This is a genomic window from Nonomuraea fuscirosea, assembly GCF_035917475.1.
GTDB lineage: Bacteria > Actinomycetota > Actinomycetes > Streptosporangiales > Streptosporangiaceae > Nonomuraea > Nonomuraea fuscirosea.
In genome coordinates this window covers 105,077-121,911 of the sequence record NZ_CP109074.1, presented here as the reverse complement: position 1 = coordinate 121,911, position 16,835 = coordinate 105,077, and the positions used below count along the sequence as shown (strand labels likewise).

The 16,835-nt window shown below is 70.4% G+C and carries 14 protein-coding genes; 7 read left to right on the top strand and 7 right to left on the bottom strand.

Translation table 11 applies throughout. The features are described from left to right. Nucleotides 1-27 precede the first annotated feature (27 nt). Genes OIE67_RS00565 through OIE67_RS00555 form a run of 3 tightly spaced genes read right to left on the bottom strand, consistent with a single transcriptional unit; the run spans nucleotide 28 to nucleotide 3,937 of the window. The gene (locus tag OIE67_RS00565) at nucleotides 28-1,182 is read right to left on the bottom strand and encodes an acyl-CoA dehydrogenase family protein (protein WP_326635571.1); all 1,155 of its coding nucleotides are present in this window, start codon (nucleotides 1,180-1,182) and stop codon (nucleotides 28-30) included. Next, nucleotides 1,182-2,261, bottom strand: a complete 1,080-nt coding sequence (locus tag OIE67_RS55730) for an acyl-CoA dehydrogenase family protein (protein WP_326635569.1) — start codon at nucleotides 2,259-2,261, stop codon at nucleotides 1,182-1,184. The genes OIE67_RS00565 and OIE67_RS55730 overlap by 1 nt, the downstream gene beginning before the upstream one ends. Then, nucleotides 2,261-3,937, bottom strand: a complete 1,677-nt coding sequence (locus OIE67_RS00555; protein WP_326635567.1) for an AMP-binding protein — start codon at nucleotides 3,935-3,937, stop codon at nucleotides 2,261-2,263. Before OIE67_RS00555 ends, OIE67_RS55730 begins: the two co-directional genes overlap by 1 nt. 241 nt (nucleotides 3,938-4,178) lie before the next feature. Here OIE67_RS00555 and OIE67_RS00550 point away from each other — a divergent pair, with 241 nt between their 5' ends. The 7 genes from OIE67_RS00550 to OIE67_RS00520 all read left to right on the top strand — a co-directional run bounded on the left by OIE67_RS00550 (nucleotide 4,179) and on the right by OIE67_RS00520 (nucleotide 12,235). Further along, nucleotides 4,179-4,775 (top strand): TetR family transcriptional regulator, encoded by a 597-nt coding sequence (locus tag OIE67_RS00550; protein WP_106249514.1) that lies wholly within the window; start codon nucleotides 4,179-4,181, stop codon nucleotides 4,773-4,775. A gap of 115 nt (nucleotides 4,776-4,890) precedes the next feature. Then, complete coding sequence (locus tag OIE67_RS00545) at nucleotides 4,891-5,880, top strand: sigma-70 family RNA polymerase sigma factor (RefSeq protein ID WP_326635565.1); 990 nt, start codon at nucleotides 4,891-4,893, stop codon at nucleotides 5,878-5,880. Between the two features lie 42 nt (nucleotides 5,881-5,922). Further along, nucleotides 5,923-7,038, top strand: coding sequence for a steroid 3-ketoacyl-CoA thiolase (locus tag OIE67_RS00540; protein ID WP_326635564.1), 1,116 nt, complete (start codon nucleotides 5,923-5,925; stop codon nucleotides 7,036-7,038). A 303-nt stretch (nucleotides 7,039-7,341) separates the two neighbouring features. Beyond that, complete coding sequence (locus OIE67_RS00535; RefSeq protein WP_326645163.1) at nucleotides 7,342-8,364, top strand: MBL fold metallo-hydrolase; 1,023 nt, start codon at nucleotides 7,342-7,344, stop codon at nucleotides 8,362-8,364. Between the two features lie 25 nt (nucleotides 8,365-8,389). After that, the gene (locus OIE67_RS00530; protein ID WP_326635562.1) at nucleotides 8,390-9,070 is read left to right on the top strand and encodes a FadR/GntR family transcriptional regulator; all 681 of its coding nucleotides are present in this window, start codon (nucleotides 8,390-8,392) and stop codon (nucleotides 9,068-9,070) included. Between the two features lie 785 nt (nucleotides 9,071-9,855). Next, entirely contained in the window at nucleotides 9,856-10,803 is a 948-nt protein-coding gene (locus OIE67_RS00525) for a DNA polymerase ligase N-terminal domain-containing protein (RefSeq protein WP_326635560.1), read from the top strand. 175 nt (nucleotides 10,804-10,978) lie between these two features. Then, nucleotides 10,979-12,235 (top strand): ATP-binding protein, encoded by a 1,257-nt coding sequence (locus tag OIE67_RS00520; RefSeq protein WP_326635558.1) that lies wholly within the window; start codon nucleotides 10,979-10,981, stop codon nucleotides 12,233-12,235. Between the two features lie 75 nt (nucleotides 12,236-12,310). On the opposite strand, the gene OIE67_RS00515 is transcribed toward OIE67_RS00520, so the two are convergent. Genes OIE67_RS00515 through OIE67_RS00500 form a run of 4 tightly spaced genes read right to left on the bottom strand, consistent with a single transcriptional unit; the run spans nucleotide 12,311 to nucleotide 16,801 of the window. Continuing rightward, nucleotides 12,311-13,315 carry an aldo/keto reductase gene (locus tag OIE67_RS00515; protein WP_326635556.1) on the bottom strand — a complete coding sequence of 335 codons (1,005 nt, stop codon included), beginning with the start codon at nucleotides 13,313-13,315 and terminating at the stop codon, nucleotides 12,311-12,313. Then, the gene (locus tag OIE67_RS00510; protein WP_326635554.1) at nucleotides 13,315-14,304 is read right to left on the bottom strand and encodes an ABC transporter permease; all 990 of its coding nucleotides are present in this window, start codon (nucleotides 14,302-14,304) and stop codon (nucleotides 13,315-13,317) included. Before OIE67_RS00510 ends, OIE67_RS00515 begins: the two co-directional genes overlap by 1 nt. After that, nucleotides 14,301-15,779: a sugar ABC transporter ATP-binding protein gene (locus tag OIE67_RS00505; protein WP_326635552.1), complete on the bottom strand. Its 1,479-nt coding sequence runs from the start codon at nucleotides 15,777-15,779 to the stop codon at nucleotides 14,301-14,303. Before OIE67_RS00505 ends, OIE67_RS00510 begins: the two co-directional genes overlap by 4 nt. After that, on the bottom strand, nucleotides 15,779-16,801 hold the full coding sequence (locus OIE67_RS00500; protein WP_106253594.1) for a sugar ABC transporter substrate-binding protein: 1,023 nt from the start codon (nucleotides 16,799-16,801) through the stop codon (nucleotides 15,779-15,781). The genes OIE67_RS00505 and OIE67_RS00500 overlap by 1 nt, the downstream gene beginning before the upstream one ends. Between the last annotated feature and the right edge of the window lie 34 nt (nucleotides 16,802-16,835).

The window sequence follows — 16,835 nt, the reverse complement described above, 5'->3', positions numbered from 1 at the left end:
CGGTCGCTGAGCCGGTCGCCGGGCCCGTCATCGGGGCGGCCTCGGGAGGTTCAGGCCGAGCATGGCGATCAGCTCCCGCTGCACCTCGTTCACGCCGCCGCCGAACGTCAGCACCACCGCACCCTTCACACCGTGGTCCACTCGGTCGAGCAGCTCGGCGGTCTCCGGGTCGGACGGGTCGGCGTACCTGGCCAGGATGTCCCCGACGATCCGGCCGGCCTCCTGCATGCGCTCGGAGCCGTAGATCTTGGTGGCCGACGCGTCGGGCGCGCCCAGCCAGCCCAGGTCCATGTTGGCCGCCACCTGCCAGTTGAGCAGCTCGTTCGTACGGAAGGCCGCCCACACCCCGGCCAGCGCCCTGCGTACGTCCGGCTCGGCGTCCAGCCCCGTGCGGCGGGCCCAGGCGCGGAAGCGGTCGTAGGTCTGGGCCAGGTTGCCGGCCGGGCCGAGCGTCACGCGTTCGTGGTTCAGCTGGTTGACGATCAGGTCCCAGCCCTTGTTCACCTCCCCGACCACCATGTCCACCGGGACCCGGACGTCGGAGTAGTAGGTCGCGTTGGTGTGGTGGCGGCCGTCCATGGTCACGATCGGGGTCCACGAGTAGCCGGGATCGTCCGTGGAGACGATCATCATGGTGATGCCCTTGTGCTTCTTGACGGCCGGATCGGTGCGGGCGGCGAGCCAGATGTACTGGGCGTAGTGGGCGCCGCTGGTGAAGATCTTCTGGCCGTTGACGACGTAGTGGTCGCCGTCCAGCACCGCCGTCGTCCGCAGCGAGGCCAGGTCGGTGCCGGCCTCCGGCTCGCTGTAGCCGATCGCGAAGTGGCACTCGCCGGCCAGGATGCGCGGCAGGAAGAACTCCTTCTGCTCGGGCGTCCCGTACTGCATGATCGTGGGGCCGACCGTCTGCACCGTGATGATGGGGTACGGCACCGCGGCGCGGGCTATCTCGTTGGCGAAGATCTGCTGCTCCAGGGGGCCGTGGCCGCCTCCGCCGTACTCCTTGGGCCAGCCCAGGCCCAGCTTGCCGTCCCGGCCGAGGCGGCGGCAGTGCTCCATGTACGCCTCGCCGAACGGATCCTCGGCGATCTTCGCCCGGTCGTCGGCGGTGAGGCAGTGTCTGAAGTACTCGCGCAGCTCGTCGCGGAGCGCTCGCTGCTCGGGGGTCAGGTCGATGAGCATCAGACGAGCGCTCCGATCAGGTCGAGCTGGGCGTCGGCGCCGCCGAGCAGGTGGGACAGGTGCTTGGCCTGGGCGAAGTAGCGGTGCAGCGGGTAGGTCACGTCCAGCCCGAGCCCGCCGTGCAGGTGCTGGCAGGTGTGCAGGGCCGTGACGGCCTCGCTCACGTGGTACGCGGCCAGCGCCAGGTCCTCCTCGGCCGGCAGCCCCTCCCCCAGCCGCCACAGCCCCGACCACATGGCCACGTCCAGGGCCCGGCCGGCGATGTAGACGTCGGCGATCTGCATCGTGACGGCCTGGAACTCGGCCAGCGCCCGCCCGAACTGCTTGCGGGTCTTGATGTAGGACGTGGTCAGCTCCAGTGCCCCGGCCAGCACGCCGCTCGCCTGGGCCGCCACCGCGCCGGTGAGGATCAGCCGGGCGTCCCGCACCGCCTCGGGCCCCGCCACGCGCTCGGCGGGGGTGCCGTCCAGCACGATCGTGCCCGCGGGCTCGCCCGTGGAGGTGAACTCGGGCCGTGTGGGCGGGGAGTCCAGCAGGAAGAGCCCCTGATCGGCGGAGACCAGCACCGCCTCCCCCGGATACGGCACCGACACCTTCCGCCCGCTCAACCGCCACCCGTCACCGTCGGGACTCGCGGTGGTCTGAGACGGTCCTGACGGGGACGCGCCTGGCGCGGACGCACCTTGCGGGGACGGACCTTGGGGGGACGGACCTTGGGGGGACGAGCCTTGCGGAGGCGGGCCTTGCGGGAGCGGGTCGGACAGGGCGCGGCCGGGTTCGCGCAGGGCGAGCGTGATCCGACCGGCGCAGCGTCGTTGCTGGTCGGCGCTGCCGTGGCGGGCCAGGGTCAGCGTGCCCGCCAGCGTCGCCAGCGCGGGAACGGCGGCCGCCCGCGCCCCCACCTCGCGCAGCACCACGCCCATCTCCACCGGCCCGAGCCCCGCGCCGCCCGCCTCCTCCGGCACGCACACGCCCATCAGCCCGGCCTGCCACAGCCGTTCCTCGTCCCCTTCCCTGGCGAGGACCTCGGTGGCCAGCTTCTTCAGATCCTGCTGGGTTTCGTCCAGGTTGAAATCCACTACGTCTCCAAGAGGTGTTGCCTGCCGTGCCGTACGAACTCCTCCTCGATCGCCTTCACGTCCGCGTCGGCGAGCGGCCTGAAGCCTCCGGAGCCGCGCCACCAGACCGGGTCCTCCGTGCGCCACCCCTCGCGGGCGAGACGGCGCTTGACGACCTTGTGCGAAGCCGTCTGCGGCAACTCCCCGCAGACGCGGACGTATCGAGGCATCGACTTGGCCCCTAGGTCGCGGCGGGCGGCCAGGAAGGCAGCGAAGGCGCCGGCGTCGAAGCTCTCCTCCAGCACGAGCGCCGCCATGACCTGGTCACCGGCCGCCGCGTCGGGCACCGGGTACACCGCCGCCTCCACCACCCCGGCGAACTCCCGCAGCGCGGCCTCGATGGGGGCCACGGCCAGGTTCTCGCCGTCCACGCGCAGCCGCTCGGTGCCCCGGCCGGCGAAGAACACGTAGCCGTCCGCGTCCGAATAGGCCAGGTCGCCGGACCAGAACGCGCCGTCCCTGATCCGCTCCGCGTCCGCCGCCGGGTCGTTGTAGTAGCCGTCGAACAGCCCGAGCCCCGCCGTGTTGACCAGCTCGCCGACGGCCTCCTCCGGGTTGAGCAGCCGGCCGTCCTCGATCCGGCCCGGCGGGCAGGGCCGGCCGGTGAAGGGGTCGAGGATCCGTACGCCGTCGGGCAGGCGGCCGAGGCAGCCCGGCGGTCCCGACGGGTCGGGGGTGAGCGAGATGGCGGTCTCCGTGGAGCCGAAGGCGTCGATGACCAGGCAGCCGAACCGCTCCCCGAACCTCCTGATCGCCACCGCGCTGCCCTCGTTCCCGAAGGCGATCTTGAGCGGGTTGTCGGCGTCATCGGGGCGTTCCCTGGTCGCCAGCACGTAGGAGAGCGCCTTGCCGACGTAGTGGAGGTACGTGCCGCCGTACCGCCGCAGGTCGGGCAGCAGTCCCGAGGCCGAGAAGCGCCGCCGCAGCACGAGCGCCGCCCCCGAGGCGACCGCCGGGGCGTAGGCGGCCATGAGGGCTCCGGAGTGGAACAGCGGCATCGAGCAGTAGACGACGTCCTGGGGCGTGAGCATCGCCGCCAGGCTGACTCCGGGGACGGCGAGCTTGCGCTGGGTGATGCGGACGGCGCGGGGCTGCCCCGAGGTCCCGGAGGTGAAGATCAGCATCACCAGAGCCCCCGCCTCCGGCGCCTCGCTCAACCGACCCGCGGCTTCGGCGTCCGGGACGGCGCCCTCTGAGGGCCCGGCGTCCGGTGCGGTCGTTCCCGAGCCTTGGGCGTCCGGCTCGGGGTCGGTCAGCAGGGTCAGGGGCAGTTCGGGGACGCCCAGCTCTCGCGACAGCCGCTGTGCCACGTCCCGGTAGGGGTCGTCCGCGAGCAGCAGGGTCACGTCCGTCGCGCGGGCGTCGCGGGCCAGCTCGGCGGCCGACCGGGTGGGGTTGAGCGCGACCACCACGTGCCCGGCCAGCGCCGCGCCGCCGATGAGGACCACCATGCCGGGAACGTTCTCGCCGAGCACCCCCACGTGCGTGCCGGCCCCGTGCCCGGACAGCCGGGCTCCGGCCGCCCGGCAGGCGGCAACGTGCTCGCGCCACGACCACACCCGCTCTTCGAACACGAGCCCGGGCCTGTCGTCCCCGGCCCGCGCGAGCAGCAGGGAGGCGAGCGTGTCCGCGGTCATCGCTCCTCCAGCAAGCGCTTGGTAAGCCACCCCGCAAACTAGAACAGATTCTAAAAGCTGTCCAGCACGAGCACGTGTCGATAGGTGGGGATATATCCGTGTAACGCCGTAGACATGGGGCGATAGGGCTCGTTTGTGACCCGCGAGTAACAAGCCGCGTTATCAAGAAATCAGATAACGTGTTCTCATGCGTACCACGCACGTGCCCGTGCCGCCTCCCGCCAGCGACACCGAGGGGACCATGGAGAGCCACCCAGCACCGGGCGGGCACAGCGTCCGTACGCGCAGCCAGCACCAACGCCGCAAGCGCATCGTGCAGGCCGCCGCGGCGCTGGCGTCGAGGGGCGGCGTCGAGGCGATGCAGATGCGCACGGTCGCCGAACGCGCGGGCGTGGCGCTTGGCACGCTCTATCGATACTTTCCCTCCAAGATGGACCTCGTCGTCGCCGTCGTGGGCGAGGAGATCGACCTGCTGGAGAGCAGCATCGAACGCCGCCCGCCCGGGGCGGCCACGCCGTCGAGCCGGGCGGTCGACGTGCTCATGCGGGCCACCCGGGGGCTGATGCGCGAGCCCGAGCTGGCCGACGCGCTCATCCGGTCGCTGATCATGGCCGAGGTGCAGACCCCGTTCGGCGACCGCATGACCGGGCTGCTGCTGCGCGTCTCGGCCGACGGGCTGTCGCTGGAGGAGGCCAGCGAGGAGCAGACCGACCTCGCGGGGTCGCTGGCGAGCGTGTGGGTGCAGGAGCTGCTGGAGATGTTGCGGGGGCGGCGCACGTACGACCAGATCCAGCGCCGCATCGAAACCGCGGCCGCCCGCCTCCTCGCCGACATCTGACCACCCGGCGCGCCGGCATCGTGCGGTCGGCCGAAACGGAAAGACCACACGCCGATTTCCCGGGCGTGGACGAAATGAAGCCGTTCTGTCAGTGGCACCGTCTATACAGAGATGTATGACCGACAAGCCGACGAACGAGGATTTCCTCCGGCTGGCTGATCCGATGCGGCGCGAGCTGCTGGCCCACTGCTACCGCATGATGGGTTCGGTGCACGACGCCGAGGACCAGGTGCAGGAGACCTATCTGCGCGCGTGGCGGGCGTACGACGGGTTCGAGGGGCGTTCCTCGCTGCGTACGTGGCTCTATCGCATCGCCACCACCACGTGCCTGACCGCGCTCGACAACCGCTCCCGGCGCCCGCTGCCGACGGGCCTGGGCGCGCCGAGCACCGAGGCGAGCGCTCCGCTGGCGCAGGACGGCGAGGTGCCGTGGCTGGAGCCCGCGCCCGACGCCATGACGGGCGTCGGCGCCGACGACCCGGCCGCCGTCGTGACCTCGCGCGAGAGCGTCAGGCTGGCCCTGATCGCGGCCTTGCAGCACCTGCCGCCGCGGCAGCGGGCGGTGCTGGTCCTGCGCGACGTGCTCAGGTGGAAGGCCGCCGAGGTGGCCGAGGCGGTCGGCATCTCGACCGCGGCCGTCAACAGCATCCTCCAGCGGGCCCGCGCCCAGCTCAACGAGGTCTCGCCCCACCTGGACGACCCGGTGGAGCCGCTCACGACCGAGCAGCAGGCCCATCTGGAACGCTATGTCGCGGCGTTCGAAAACTATGACGTCGACGGGCTCGTCCACCTGTTCACCGAGGACGCGATCTGGGAGATGCCGCCGTTCGTCGGGTGGTATCAGGGGCCGGAGGCGATCGCCGAGCTCACCAGGATCCACTGTCCCGCCCAGGGGCCCGGCGATCTCAAGCTGGTGCCGATCGCCGCCAACGGCCAGCCGGCCTTCGCCGTCTACCACCGCGCCGACGGCGTCTACGGCCAGTTCGCGATCATGGTGGTGACGTTCAGCGGCGACCGGGTCGGCCATGTCGGCATGTTCTTCGAGGAGTCGCTGTTCGAGACGTTCGGGATGCCGGCCAAGTGGGAGGGTTCCGAAACAAAGTAGAACGCGTTACAGTCGCGCCAGAGCATCGTTCTGGAGGCGGCTATGAGCACCCCTGTGATCGTCGAGGCCGTACGTTCCCCGATCGGCAAGCGGGCCGGCTGGCTCTCCGAGCTCAAACCGCAACAGGTTCTGGCCGGCACGCTGAACGGGCTCGTCGAGCGCTCGGGCATCGAGCCCGCGATCGTGGACCAGGTCTTCACCGGCTGCGTCACCCAGGCAGGCGAGCAGGGCGGCCATGTCGGCCGGCACGCGTGGCTGTACGCGGGGCTGCCGTACCAGACCGGTGTCACCACCGTCGACGCCCAGTGCGGCTCCTCGCAGCAGGCCGTGCACCTGGCGGCGGCGCTGATCCGCGCGGGCGTGATCGAGGTGGGCGTCGGGTGCGGCGTCGAGGTCATGAGCCGGGCGCCGCTGGGCAGCAACGTGCGGCCCGCGCGCCCCAGGCCCGACGACTGGGCCATCGACCTGCCCGACCAGTTCACCGCCGCCGAACGCATCGCCAAACGGAGGGGGCTCACCCGGGAGCGGCTCGACTGGTTCGGCGCGCGTTCCCAGCGACTGGCCGCCAAGGCGTGGGCCGACGGGCGGTTCGAGCGGGAGATCGTCCCGATCGGCGACGTACGCAGGGACCAGGGCCTGCGCGAGACCACCGCCGAGGGCCTGGCCAAGCTGAAGCCGGTGATCGAGGACGGCCTGCACACGGCCGGCACCTCCTCGCAGATCTCCGACGGCGCGTCGGCCGTGCTGGTCATGAGCGAGCAGGCCGCACGGCGGCACGGCCTGCGCCCCCGCGCCCGGATCCTGGCGCAGGCGCTGGTCGGGGCCGAGCCGTATTACCACCTGGACGGGCCCGTCGACGCCACGGCCAAGGTGCTGGCGTCGGCCGGCATGACGATGGGCGACCTCGACCTGTTCGAGGTGAACGAGGCGTTCGCCGCGGTCGTCCTGTCCTGGGCCGCCGTACACGAACCCGACCTCGACCGCGTCAACGTCAACGGCGGCGCCATCGCCCTCGGCCACCCGGTGGGCGCCACCGGCGCCCGCCTGATCACCACGGCTCTGCACGAACTGGAACGCTCGGACTCGGCGACGGCACTGGTCACGATGTGCGCGGGCGGAGCACTCGCCACGGCAACCATCCTGGAACGAATCGCCTGACCACCCGCCCACCCCGCCCCATATCCACCCGACCCCATGCCCTCGGCCCATCGATCACCCCTGGCCAACCACCTCCCCGGCCTTTTCACGACCGACCACGCCTGGCCAACCGCACGCCTTGCCCAACCGATCACACCCGGCCACCCACCTGCTTCGGCCTGACCGATCACACCCACCCGGCCCCTTTCACGATCGACAGTGGACCGGCGACTGGTCGACAATCGTCGAAATCACCCACCCAGTTCACCATCACGGCCGGTGACGCGCATACTCGCCGGAGCACATACCGACATCGGGGGACAAATGAAGACCAGGCGCAGGCCGTACGCCGAGCAGCGGCCGCAGGATGTCGGCGGCGGGGTCTGGAGCGTGCCGGTGCCGATTCCCGGCAACCCGCTCGGCTACACCCTCGTCTACGCCGTCGAGTCGCCCAAGGGCCCCGTACTGATCGACGCGGGCTGGAACCACCCCGACGCCTGGGAGGCGCTCAGCGGCGGGCTCGCGGCGCTGGGGCTGGACGTGAGCGCGGTGCGTGGGGTGGTTGTCACCCATTTCCACCCCGACCACGCGGGGCTGGCCGGACAGGTCAGGGAGGTGTCCGGCGCGTGGATCGCCATGCACGAGGCCGACGCCGCGCTCGTACGGATGATCAACGAGTACGAGGCCGGCGCCCAGGCCGACATGCAGGCCGACATGCTGAGGCGCGCCGGAGCCGACCCCGCCGAGGCCGCGCAGGCCGTGGGCGAGCGTCCGATCCCGCCGGCCCAGCCCGACCGCGTGCTGCATGACGGCGACCTGGTCGACCTGCCGGGCCGCAAGCTGCGCGCCCTGCACACCCCCGGCCACACGCCGGGCCACATCTGCCTGCATCTCGAAGACGCCGACCGCCTGTTCACCGGCGACCACGTCCTACCCGACATCACACCCCACGTCGGGATTTATCCATATGACAGGGACGACATCGATCCGCTGGGCGACTTCCTGGACTCGCTCGACCGCGTGGGCGATCTCGGCCCACTCGACGCCCTCCCCGCCCATGAATGGATATTTCCCGATGTGGCCGCACGAGCCGTCCAGATCCGACACCATCACGAGGAGAAACTCGAACGGCTGCGCGCCCTCCTGGCTCAGCGGCCGCAACCGCTGACCATCTGGGAGGTCGCCTCGATGATGACGTGGAACAGGCCGTGGGAGGACCTGGCCCCGGTGCTGAAAGGCATGGCGGCCGGCGAGGCCGCGGCCCACTTGCGCACGCTGGAGGCCCGGGGCCTGATTTCGCGCGTCACCGGTGTCGAACCTGTCCGCTTCCACGCTCTAGACTCCTAGACATCCGATGTCTAGGGAGAAGAGCGTGGCGGTCACTGACGCGGCCATCGACAAGATCAAAGAGATGATCGTCTCGGGGGAGCTGGCCCCCGGCGACCGGCTGCCGAAGGAGGCCGACCTCGCCGAGCGGCTGGGCCTGTCCCGCAACTCGCTGCGCGAGGCGGTGCGCGCGCTGTCGCTCATCAACGTCCTGGACGTACGCCAGGGCGACGGCACCTACGTCACCAGCCTGGAGCCCCGGCTGCTGCTCGACACGATGTCGTTCGTGCTCGACCTGCACCGCGACGACACGGTGCTGCAGTTCTTCGAGGTCAGGCGCATCCTCGAACCGGCCGCCACGGCGATGGCGACGGAGCAGATGACCGAGACCGACATCGAGGAGCTGCGCGTGATCCTCGAATCCCTGCCCGACCGGCCCACGATCGAGGAGCTGGTGGCCAACGACCTGCAGTTCCACCTGCGGATCGCGCAGGGCTCGGGCAACAGCGTGCTCTGCTCGTTCATCGAGAGCCTCTCGGGCCCGACCACCCGGGCGCGGATCTGGCGGGGGCTCACGCAGGGGGGCGCGATGGAGAAGACGCGGGAGCAGCACACCGCCATCTACGAGGCCATCGCCGCCCGCCAGGCCGACGTGGCCCGCTCCTGGGCGACCGTCCACGTGGCCGGCGTCGAGTCTTGGCTACGCCGAGCCCTCGAACTCGACTGACCCCTCCGCACGGGGCTCGTCCGACGACCGGAGGGGACGCCGCACGAGCGCGTCCGACGACCGGCCAGGAGGCGGTGCGCGCTCCCTCCGTGATCGTCGGGAACGCCATCGCCAGCCGTCCGGCGATCAGCACAGAACCCCGTCCGGCTCGTCGAGGCTTGCATCAACTCCATCGGCCGCGACCCACCGCGACACCGAGGGACCTTGACCCACCGCGGGAAAGTGGGCGACCGACCTTCAGCCCATCACCACCCGCCACCCCGCAGTGCCACCATCCCGACCCCAACGCGGCCCCACCCGGCCCCAGCCCACCCAGACCCGGCCCACCCGGTCCCAGCCCCGACCCCGCCCCGGCCCCGACCTTTACCCCGATGAGCGGCACCCCCAAGCAAACCCGACGGCTCCCGACTACCAACATCCCGACGGCTGCGCAGCTCACCCGGGCAGCAGGCTACGGCTGGTCGATATTCATCGGGACACTGATCCGCAGCACTCACCCGAGGCCGAGCGCGTGCCAGACACCGAAGCCTTGACCACGATCGAGCAGCCCACGGGCTGGAGAGCGCGCCCTAGACCCCAACCTTGAACCACACATCGGAGGAATCCCCCACCGCTGCTGGTGTAGGCGCCGAACGAGCGGGACGACAACGCCTGGATCCCGTACGGGCCCCGTCATCCTGCTCCACCCGCACGGAACCCGCCATCGTGCCAGACCCGCACGGAACCCGTACTGGACCCCGCTGGAACCCCGATCGGCGGCGATGACAGCGGGTAGTACCGGTTCTGTGGCCGACAAACTGGAGCGATACCGGAGCAAACGCGACCCAGACCGCACTCCCGAGCCCGTCCCCGACACCCCCTCCCCCACCCCCGACGGCAACGCCTTCGTCATCCAGGAGCACCACGCCCGATCCCTGCACTGGGACCTGCGCCTGGAGCGCGACGGCGTGCTGGTCTCGTGGGCCGTCCCCAAGGGCCTGCCCGCCGACCCCGCCATCAACCACCTGGCCGTGCACACCGAGGACCACCCGATGGAGTACCTCACCTTCCACGGCGAGATCCCGCAGGGCGAGTACGGCGGCGGCACCATGACCGTCTGGGACACCGGCACGTACGACGTGGAGAAGTGGTCGGAGCGCGAGGTCAAGTTCGTCCTGCGCGGCCGGCGGGCTTCGGGCCGGTTCGTGCTGTTCCAGACGCGGGGCAAGAACTGGATGATCCACCGCATGGACTCCCCCGTCCGCGACCCGTTCCCGCCCCTGGAGCCCATGCTGCCGACGCGCCGCACCAAGATCCCGAAGGACGCCCCGGACTACGCCTTCGAGTTCGCCTGGGGCGGACGCCGCCTCCTGGTGCCCATCGACGGGGGCCGCACGGACGCCGCCAGGGAACACCCGTGGCTGCGCGGGCTGGCCGAGTCGTTCGGCAGCCGCACGGCGGTGCTGGACGGGGAGCTCGCCAGGCTGGGCGGCGCGGAACTGCTCGTCTTCTACGACCTCCTGTACGACGACGGCCACTCCCTGACGGCACGCCCGTACACGGAACGGCGGGCAGCCCTGGAGGCGCTCAACCTGACAGGCGCCCACTGGCAGACCGCACCGTCCTGGCCCGGGGAGGCGGACCCGGTACGGCAGGCGGCGCGGGAGCAGGGGCTGCCGGGGGTGGTCGCCAAACGCCTCGACTCACCGTACGAGCCGGGCCCCTCGAAGTCCTGGCTCCTCCTCCCACCCTGACCGCCCTCCCCCATCGACTACAGGCGTCCACTGACTTACGCAGCTGGCGACCGAATACCCACGGACCCAGCGACCATTTGACCAAAGGGTCGGCGACCAATGCACCACAGCGCTGCGTCCAATCACCCATAGGGGTGGCGACCAATCGACCACACTTCCGTGTCATGCTGGGAAGATGGCCAGCACATCATCGGGCGATTTCTTCCCCCGGCATGCCGAGCGCGCGACCACGGAAGCGCTGGAAGACACCAGGGTCGTTCTGATCAACGGTGCCCGCCAATGCGGCAAGAGCACCCTCGTCCGCCAGTTGGCGAAGGGGCGTGCGGCGGAGTGGCGTGACCTCGACGCCGCGGTGACGCGACAGGCAGCCCTGGCTGATCCGGATGGTTTCGTGGATTCTCCCGGCCTCATGGTGATCGACGAGATCCAACGGGCCCCGGAGCTGTTGCTCGCCATCAAGTCGCAGGTGGATCAGGACCCGAGACCGGGCCGCTACCTGCTCACCGGCTCATCCCGGCTGCTGGGGCTCAGAGACCTTCCCGATACCCTGCCGGGCCGGATGGAGACCATCGAACTCTGGCCTTTCGCGCAGGGCGAGATCGACGGCACGGCCGACCGCTTCATCGACGCCATCTTCTCGGAGGGCGCCGGACTCAAGCACGCCTCCGAGGTCACCCGGGCCGAATACGCCGACAGGCTGGTTCGCGGCGGCTTTCCCGCAGCGGTCGCCCGCTCCAGTTCCCGGCGCCGGGGACGGTTCTTCGACTCCTATGTCGGTGACTTGGTCACCCGTGACGTGCAGCAGCTCACCGAGATCGAACGCGGCCCCCAGATGCGGGCGCTCATCCGTCTACTGGCGGCCCGCTCGGGCCAGATGCTGGTCACCGCCGCATTGAGCAAAGAGCTCGGCCTACCTATGAGCACCCTCAGCCGCTATCTCGTTCTGCTGGAAGAGGTGTTCCTGATCAAGCGGATCCCGGCGTGGTCCAGGAATCTCAGCAGCCGGGCCGTCGGCACCCCGAAGGTGGTGTTCGTGGACTCCGGCGTGGCGGCGAACGCGCTGGGCGCCGATGCCCGGGGGCTGATCCGTCCTGGCGGCGCCTTCGGGCCGCTGCTCGAAGGGTTCGTGCTCATGGAGCTGGCCCGGCAGCTCACGTGGTCGGATGAGCTGGTCGAGCTGTATCACTACCGGACGAAGGACGGAGTCGAGGTGGACGCTGTACTGGAGAGCCGGCCAGGACGGGTTGTCGGCATCGAGGTCAAGGCCGCGTCGACCGTCCGGGCCGATGACTTCAAAGGCCTGAGGCATCTGGCCGGCAGGCTCGGCGACGACTTCGTCGCGGGCGTGGTCCTCTACACCGGTACGCAGACCCTCCCGTTCGGCGACCGGATGCGGGCCATGCCGGTCAGCGCCCTTTGGGGAGCCGCCTGAATCCGCGGACCCGACGTGGCCATACCGATCAGCGCCCGCGTGCGGGCCGGCCAAGACCCACCGGTGGTTCCTCCGTCAATTGTCGGTGGTCAGGAAGCCGGCCGCTCGTAGGTCCTCCCACAGCTCCTCCGGCACCGGGCGCGACCACAAGCCGGCGTTCCGTACGACCTCCTCCGGTGCTCGCGCCCCCACGACGATCGTGCTCACCGCCGGGTGCCGTAGCGGGAAGGCCATGGCCGCCTGGGGCAGGGTTACTCCGTGGCGGTCGCAGATGCGGGCGATGCGCTTCGCCTTCTCCAGCAGCTCCGCCGGCGCCGGTGCGTAGTCGTAGGTTCCGGACGGCTCGTGGGTGGCCAGGATGCCGCTGTTGAACACCCCGGCCGCGAGCACCTTGACGCCGCGCCGTACGCACTCCTCCAGCAGCGGCAGCCCCGACTGGTCGAGCAGGGTGTAGCGGCCCGCGAGCATGACGACGTCGACGTCGGTCTCCTGGACGAAGCGCAGCGGCACCTGCCACTGGTTCATCCCGACGCCGACGGCCCGGATCCGCCCCTCCGCCCGCAGCTCGGCCAGCGCCGGGTACGCCTGCGCGATGGCCTGGTCCACGTGGTCGTCGGGGTCGTGGATGAAGGCGATGTCCACGGCCGGGAGGCCGAGGCGGGTCAGGGACTCCTCCAGCGACGTACGCACGCCGTCCGGGCTGAAGTCCCACACCCGCTCCACCTCAGCCGGAACGTCGAAGCCCTGTTCGTCCCGCCCGCCATCCGGAACCCCAGCAGCCCGCGCCCCAGCAGGCTGCTGAGCCGCAGGCTCCCCGTGGCCGCCGCCGGACGTCTTGGGGCGGAGGAGGCGGCCGACCTTGGTGGACAGGAGGTAACCGGAGCGGCCGGCCAGCGCCGCCCCCATCCGCCGCTCCGACAGGCCCAGGCCGTAGTGGGGCGCGGTGTCGTACAGGCGTACCCCGTTCTCCCACGCCGCGTCGATCGTGGCGCGGGCCGTCTCGCCGGCGACCGCGTCGTAGAGGTTGCCGATCGGAGCGCCGCCGAAGCCGTGGCGGGGCAGGTCGATCCCGCGTTCCATCAATCTTGTGCCTTTCCTCCCGCGATCCGGCTGATCATCAGGGCGATCAGGATGATCGCGCCGTAGATGACCGGCTGCCAGAAGCCCGAGACGCCGATGAGGGTGAGGATGTTCTGGACGAGGCCGATCACCAGGACGCCGGTGAGCGCGCCGAGGATCGTGCCCTTGCCGCCGTCCATGCTGACGCCGCCGATGACGGCCGCGGCGAACACCATGAAGATCCAGCCGACGCCCTGGTTGTTGCCGATCGCCCCGAGTCGTCCGGTCTCCAGGATGCCGGCCAGGGCGGCGAGCGTGCCGCCCAGGATGAACACGCCGTACAGCACCCGGTCCACGCGGATGCCGGCCGCGCGGGCGGCGTCCATGTTGCCGCCGATCGCGTAGAGGGAGCGGCCGAGCCGGAGGTAGCCGAGCCCGAAGATGCCCGCCGCGAACAGCGCGCCGGCGATCCAGATGGCCGCCGGCAGGCCGAGCCACAGGGCGCTGCCCAGGTAGAGGATCGAGTCGGGCAGCTGGAAGAGGGTCTTGCCCTCGCTCGGCCCCTGGAGGAAGCCGTGCACGATGATCAGCATGGCCAGCGTGACGATGAACGCCGACAGCTGGAACCTGATGATCAAAAACCCGTTGAAGGCCCCGATCGCCGCTCCGATGAGCAGCGCCAGCGGGATCACCAGCGCGCCGGGCAGGCCGATGCCGAACCCGCCCGCCGCCACGGGTACGCACAGCATCACCGCGATGGCCGGCGCGGTGCCCACCGTGGACTCGAGCGAGAGGTCGAACTTTCCGGCGATCAGGATCATCGCCTCGGCCAGCACGAGCAGCGAGATCGCCGCCTGCTGCTGGAGCACGTTCGTCAGGTTGCCCGCCGTCAGGAACGTCGGGTCCAGGACGGCGCCCACGACCAGCAGGATCACGATCACCGGTACGAGGGTCAGGTCGCGGAACCTGGCCAGCCGCACCCGGGGGGCCGGTGCAGTCAAAGTGGTCACTCTTCCATGCCTTCCATCACGGCCACGAGCTCGTGGTCGGTCCAGCCACGTGGCACGTCCTTGACGACCCTGCCGTGGAACATCACCAGCACCCTGTCGCAGATCCGCAGGTCGTCGAGCTCGTCGGAGACCAGGACGGCCCCCGCTCCCCGCTCGACCGCGTCCTCGACGGCGCCGAGCAGGGCCTGCTTGGCCTTGACGTCGACGCCGGCGGTCGGGTTGATCACGACGAGGACGGTCGGGTCGTCCACGAGCGCGCGGGCGAACACGACCTTCTGCGCGTTTCCCCCCGACAGGTCGGCGACGGGCTGGTCGGGGCCCTCGGTCTTGATGTCGAGGGAGTCGATCATCCGCTCCGCCGTGGCCCGCCGCCTGGAGGGACTGATCAGTCCGTAACGGCCCAGCTTGCGGGCGATCGGGAAGGTGGTGTTCTCCCCGACCGACAGCAGTGGGACGAACCCTTCGTGATGGCGGTCCTCGGGGACGAACCCGAGCCCCGCCTTCATGGCGGCGGGCACGTCGCCGGGCGTGACCCTGGTGCCGTTGACGGTCACGGTGCCGGTGTCGGCCCTGCGCAGGCCGACCAGCGTCTCGGCCAGCCCGACCTTGCCGCTGCTCGCGGAGCCGGCCAGGCCGACGACCTCGCCGGACCGTACGGAGATGTCGATGCCGGAGTAGCGGCCGGCCAGGCCGAGGTTCTCGCCCGAGAGCACCACGCTCTCGCAGGGGGTGCGGGAGCGGGCCTCGTACACCGCCGTGGCCTCCCCTGTCATCGCGGCGACCAGCTCGTCGTGCGGCAGGTCGGCGACCGGTCTGGTCGTGACGTGCCGGGCGTCGCGGAAGACGGTGACGCTCTGGCAGATCTCGTAGACCTCGTCGAGGTGGTGGGAGATGTACATCATCGTGACGCCCTGCTCTCGCAGCGACCGCATGCGGGTGAACAGCCGCTCGATGGCCGGGCCGTCGAGCCGGGCGGTCGGCTCGTCGAGGATGATGAACCTGGCCCCGAACGACAGCGCGCGGGCGATCTCGACGAGCTGGCGCTGCTCGACGCTCAGGTCTCCGGCCAGCGCCTGCGCGTCGACGTCCACCTCGTACGTGTCGAGCAGCTCGCGCGCCCTGCCCGCCAGCGCCCGCCAGTTGATCATGCTCCTTTCGGACTGGCGGTTGAGGAACAGGTTCTCGGCGACGGTCAGCGCCGGGATGATCGTGGACTTCTGATACACGCAGGCCACCCGCCGGCGCCAGGCGTCGCGGTCGGCGAGGGCGGGCGCCGGCTGTCCCGCGAACAGCACCTCGCCCTCGTCCGGCCGCTGGAGCCCGGTGAGGATCGACACGAGGGTGGACTTCCCCGCGCCGTTCCTGCCGACGAGCGCGTGCGTCTCACCCTCCGTGATCGCGATCCTCGCGCCGGCCAGCGCGGTGGTCGGTCCGAAGCGTTTGACGACGTCCCGGGCTTCGACGTGAACGTTCATCACTTGACCTGGTTGCCCCAGAGGGCCTGGTCGTCCACGTTCTCCTTGGTCACCAGCGGCGCGGGAAGCTGGTCCTCCAGGCCGTTGGGAAGCTGGATGATCGTGCTGCCGTGGTCGGTCGGGCCCGGTTTGAACGTCTTGCCATCCGCCGCGGCCTTGGCGTAGAAGAGGGCGTATTTGGCGTACAGGTCGGCCGGCTGCGACACCGTGGCGTCGATGTCGCCCTTCCTGATCGACTCGAACTCCTGCGGGATCCCGTCGTTGGAGATCACGAAGATGTGCTTGGGGTCGCTCGGCGGGACCAGCAGGCCCTTCTGCTTGAGCACCTGCAACGTGGGAGCCAGGTGAACACCCCCGGCGTGCATATAGATGCCCTTGATGTCCGGGTTTTGCTCCAGGCGGGTCTGCAGCATGGAGGCCGCCTTGCTGCCCTCCCAATCGGTCGGCTCACTGAACACCGTGATCCCGGGGAACTTGCTCTTCATGCACTCCGAGAACGCCTCCGACCTGTCACGGCCGTTGATCGAGCTGAGCGCGCCCTGGAGCTGCACGACCTTGCCCTTGCCGCCGAGCTTCTCGCCGAGGAACTCGCACGCCTTCGTGCCGTACGCGCGGTTGTCGGCGCGTACGACCATGAAGACCTTGCCCTTGTCCGGCCGGGTGTCGACGGTCACGACGGGGATCTTCTTGTTCTCCAGCTGCTGCAGGGTGTTGGCGATGGCGCCGGTGTCCTGCGGGGCCATGACGATGACCTTGGCGCCCTGCCCGATCAGCGCCTGGACGTTGTTGACCAGCTTGGCCACGTCGTTCTGCGAGTTCGTGGCGGGCATCAGCTCCACCTTGAGCTCGCCGGCCATCTGCGGGACGTACTTGATGTAGGAGTTCCAGAAGTCGGAGTCGGCGCGGGGGTGGTCGATGCCGACCTTCCCGCCGCCGCTTCCCGCTCCCGTCGTCGTGCCTCCACCACAGGCGGTCACGACCGCCAAGAGGGCCGCTCCCGCGACCACCCGACCGAGCTTCATTTTGGGGGGTACCTTCCTTGTTGGTTGGCGTTGG

Excerpts from the sequence above, each read along its gene's own strand:
- OIE67_RS00545 (WP_326635565.1), top strand. The coding sequence starts at position 4,891 with ATGACCGACAAGCCGACGAACGAGGATTTCCTCCGGCTGGCTGATCCG.
- OIE67_RS00540 (WP_326635564.1), top strand. The coding sequence starts at position 5,923 with ATGAGCACCCCTGTGATCGTCGAGGCCGTACGTTCCCCGATCGGCAAG.
- OIE67_RS00555 (WP_326635567.1), bottom strand. The coding sequence starts at position 3,937 with ATGACCGCGGACACGCTCGCCTCCCTGCTGCTCGCGCGGGCCGGGGAC.
- OIE67_RS00500 (WP_106253594.1), bottom strand. The coding sequence starts at position 16,801 with ATGAAGCTCGGTCGGGTGGTCGCGGGAGCGGCCCTCTTGGCGGTCGTG.
- OIE67_RS00550 (WP_106249514.1), top strand. The coding sequence starts at position 4,179 with ATGGAGAGCCACCCAGCACCGGGCGGGCACAGCGTCCGTACGCGCAGC.
- OIE67_RS00505 (WP_326635552.1), bottom strand. The coding sequence starts at position 15,779 with ATGAACGTTCACGTCGAAGCCCGGGACGTCGTCAAACGCTTCGGACCG.
- OIE67_RS00565 (WP_326635571.1), bottom strand. The coding sequence starts at position 1,182 with ATGCTCATCGACCTGACCCCCGAGCAGCGAGCGCTCCGCGACGAGCTG.
- OIE67_RS00535 (WP_326645163.1), top strand. The coding sequence starts at position 7,342 with ATGAAGACCAGGCGCAGGCCGTACGCCGAGCAGCGGCCGCAGGATGTC.
- OIE67_RS00515 (WP_326635556.1), bottom strand. The coding sequence starts at position 13,315 with ATGGAACGCGGGATCGACCTGCCCCGCCACGGCTTCGGCGGCGCTCCG.
- OIE67_RS00520 (WP_326635558.1), top strand. The coding sequence starts at position 10,979 with ATGGCCAGCACATCATCGGGCGATTTCTTCCCCCGGCATGCCGAGCGC.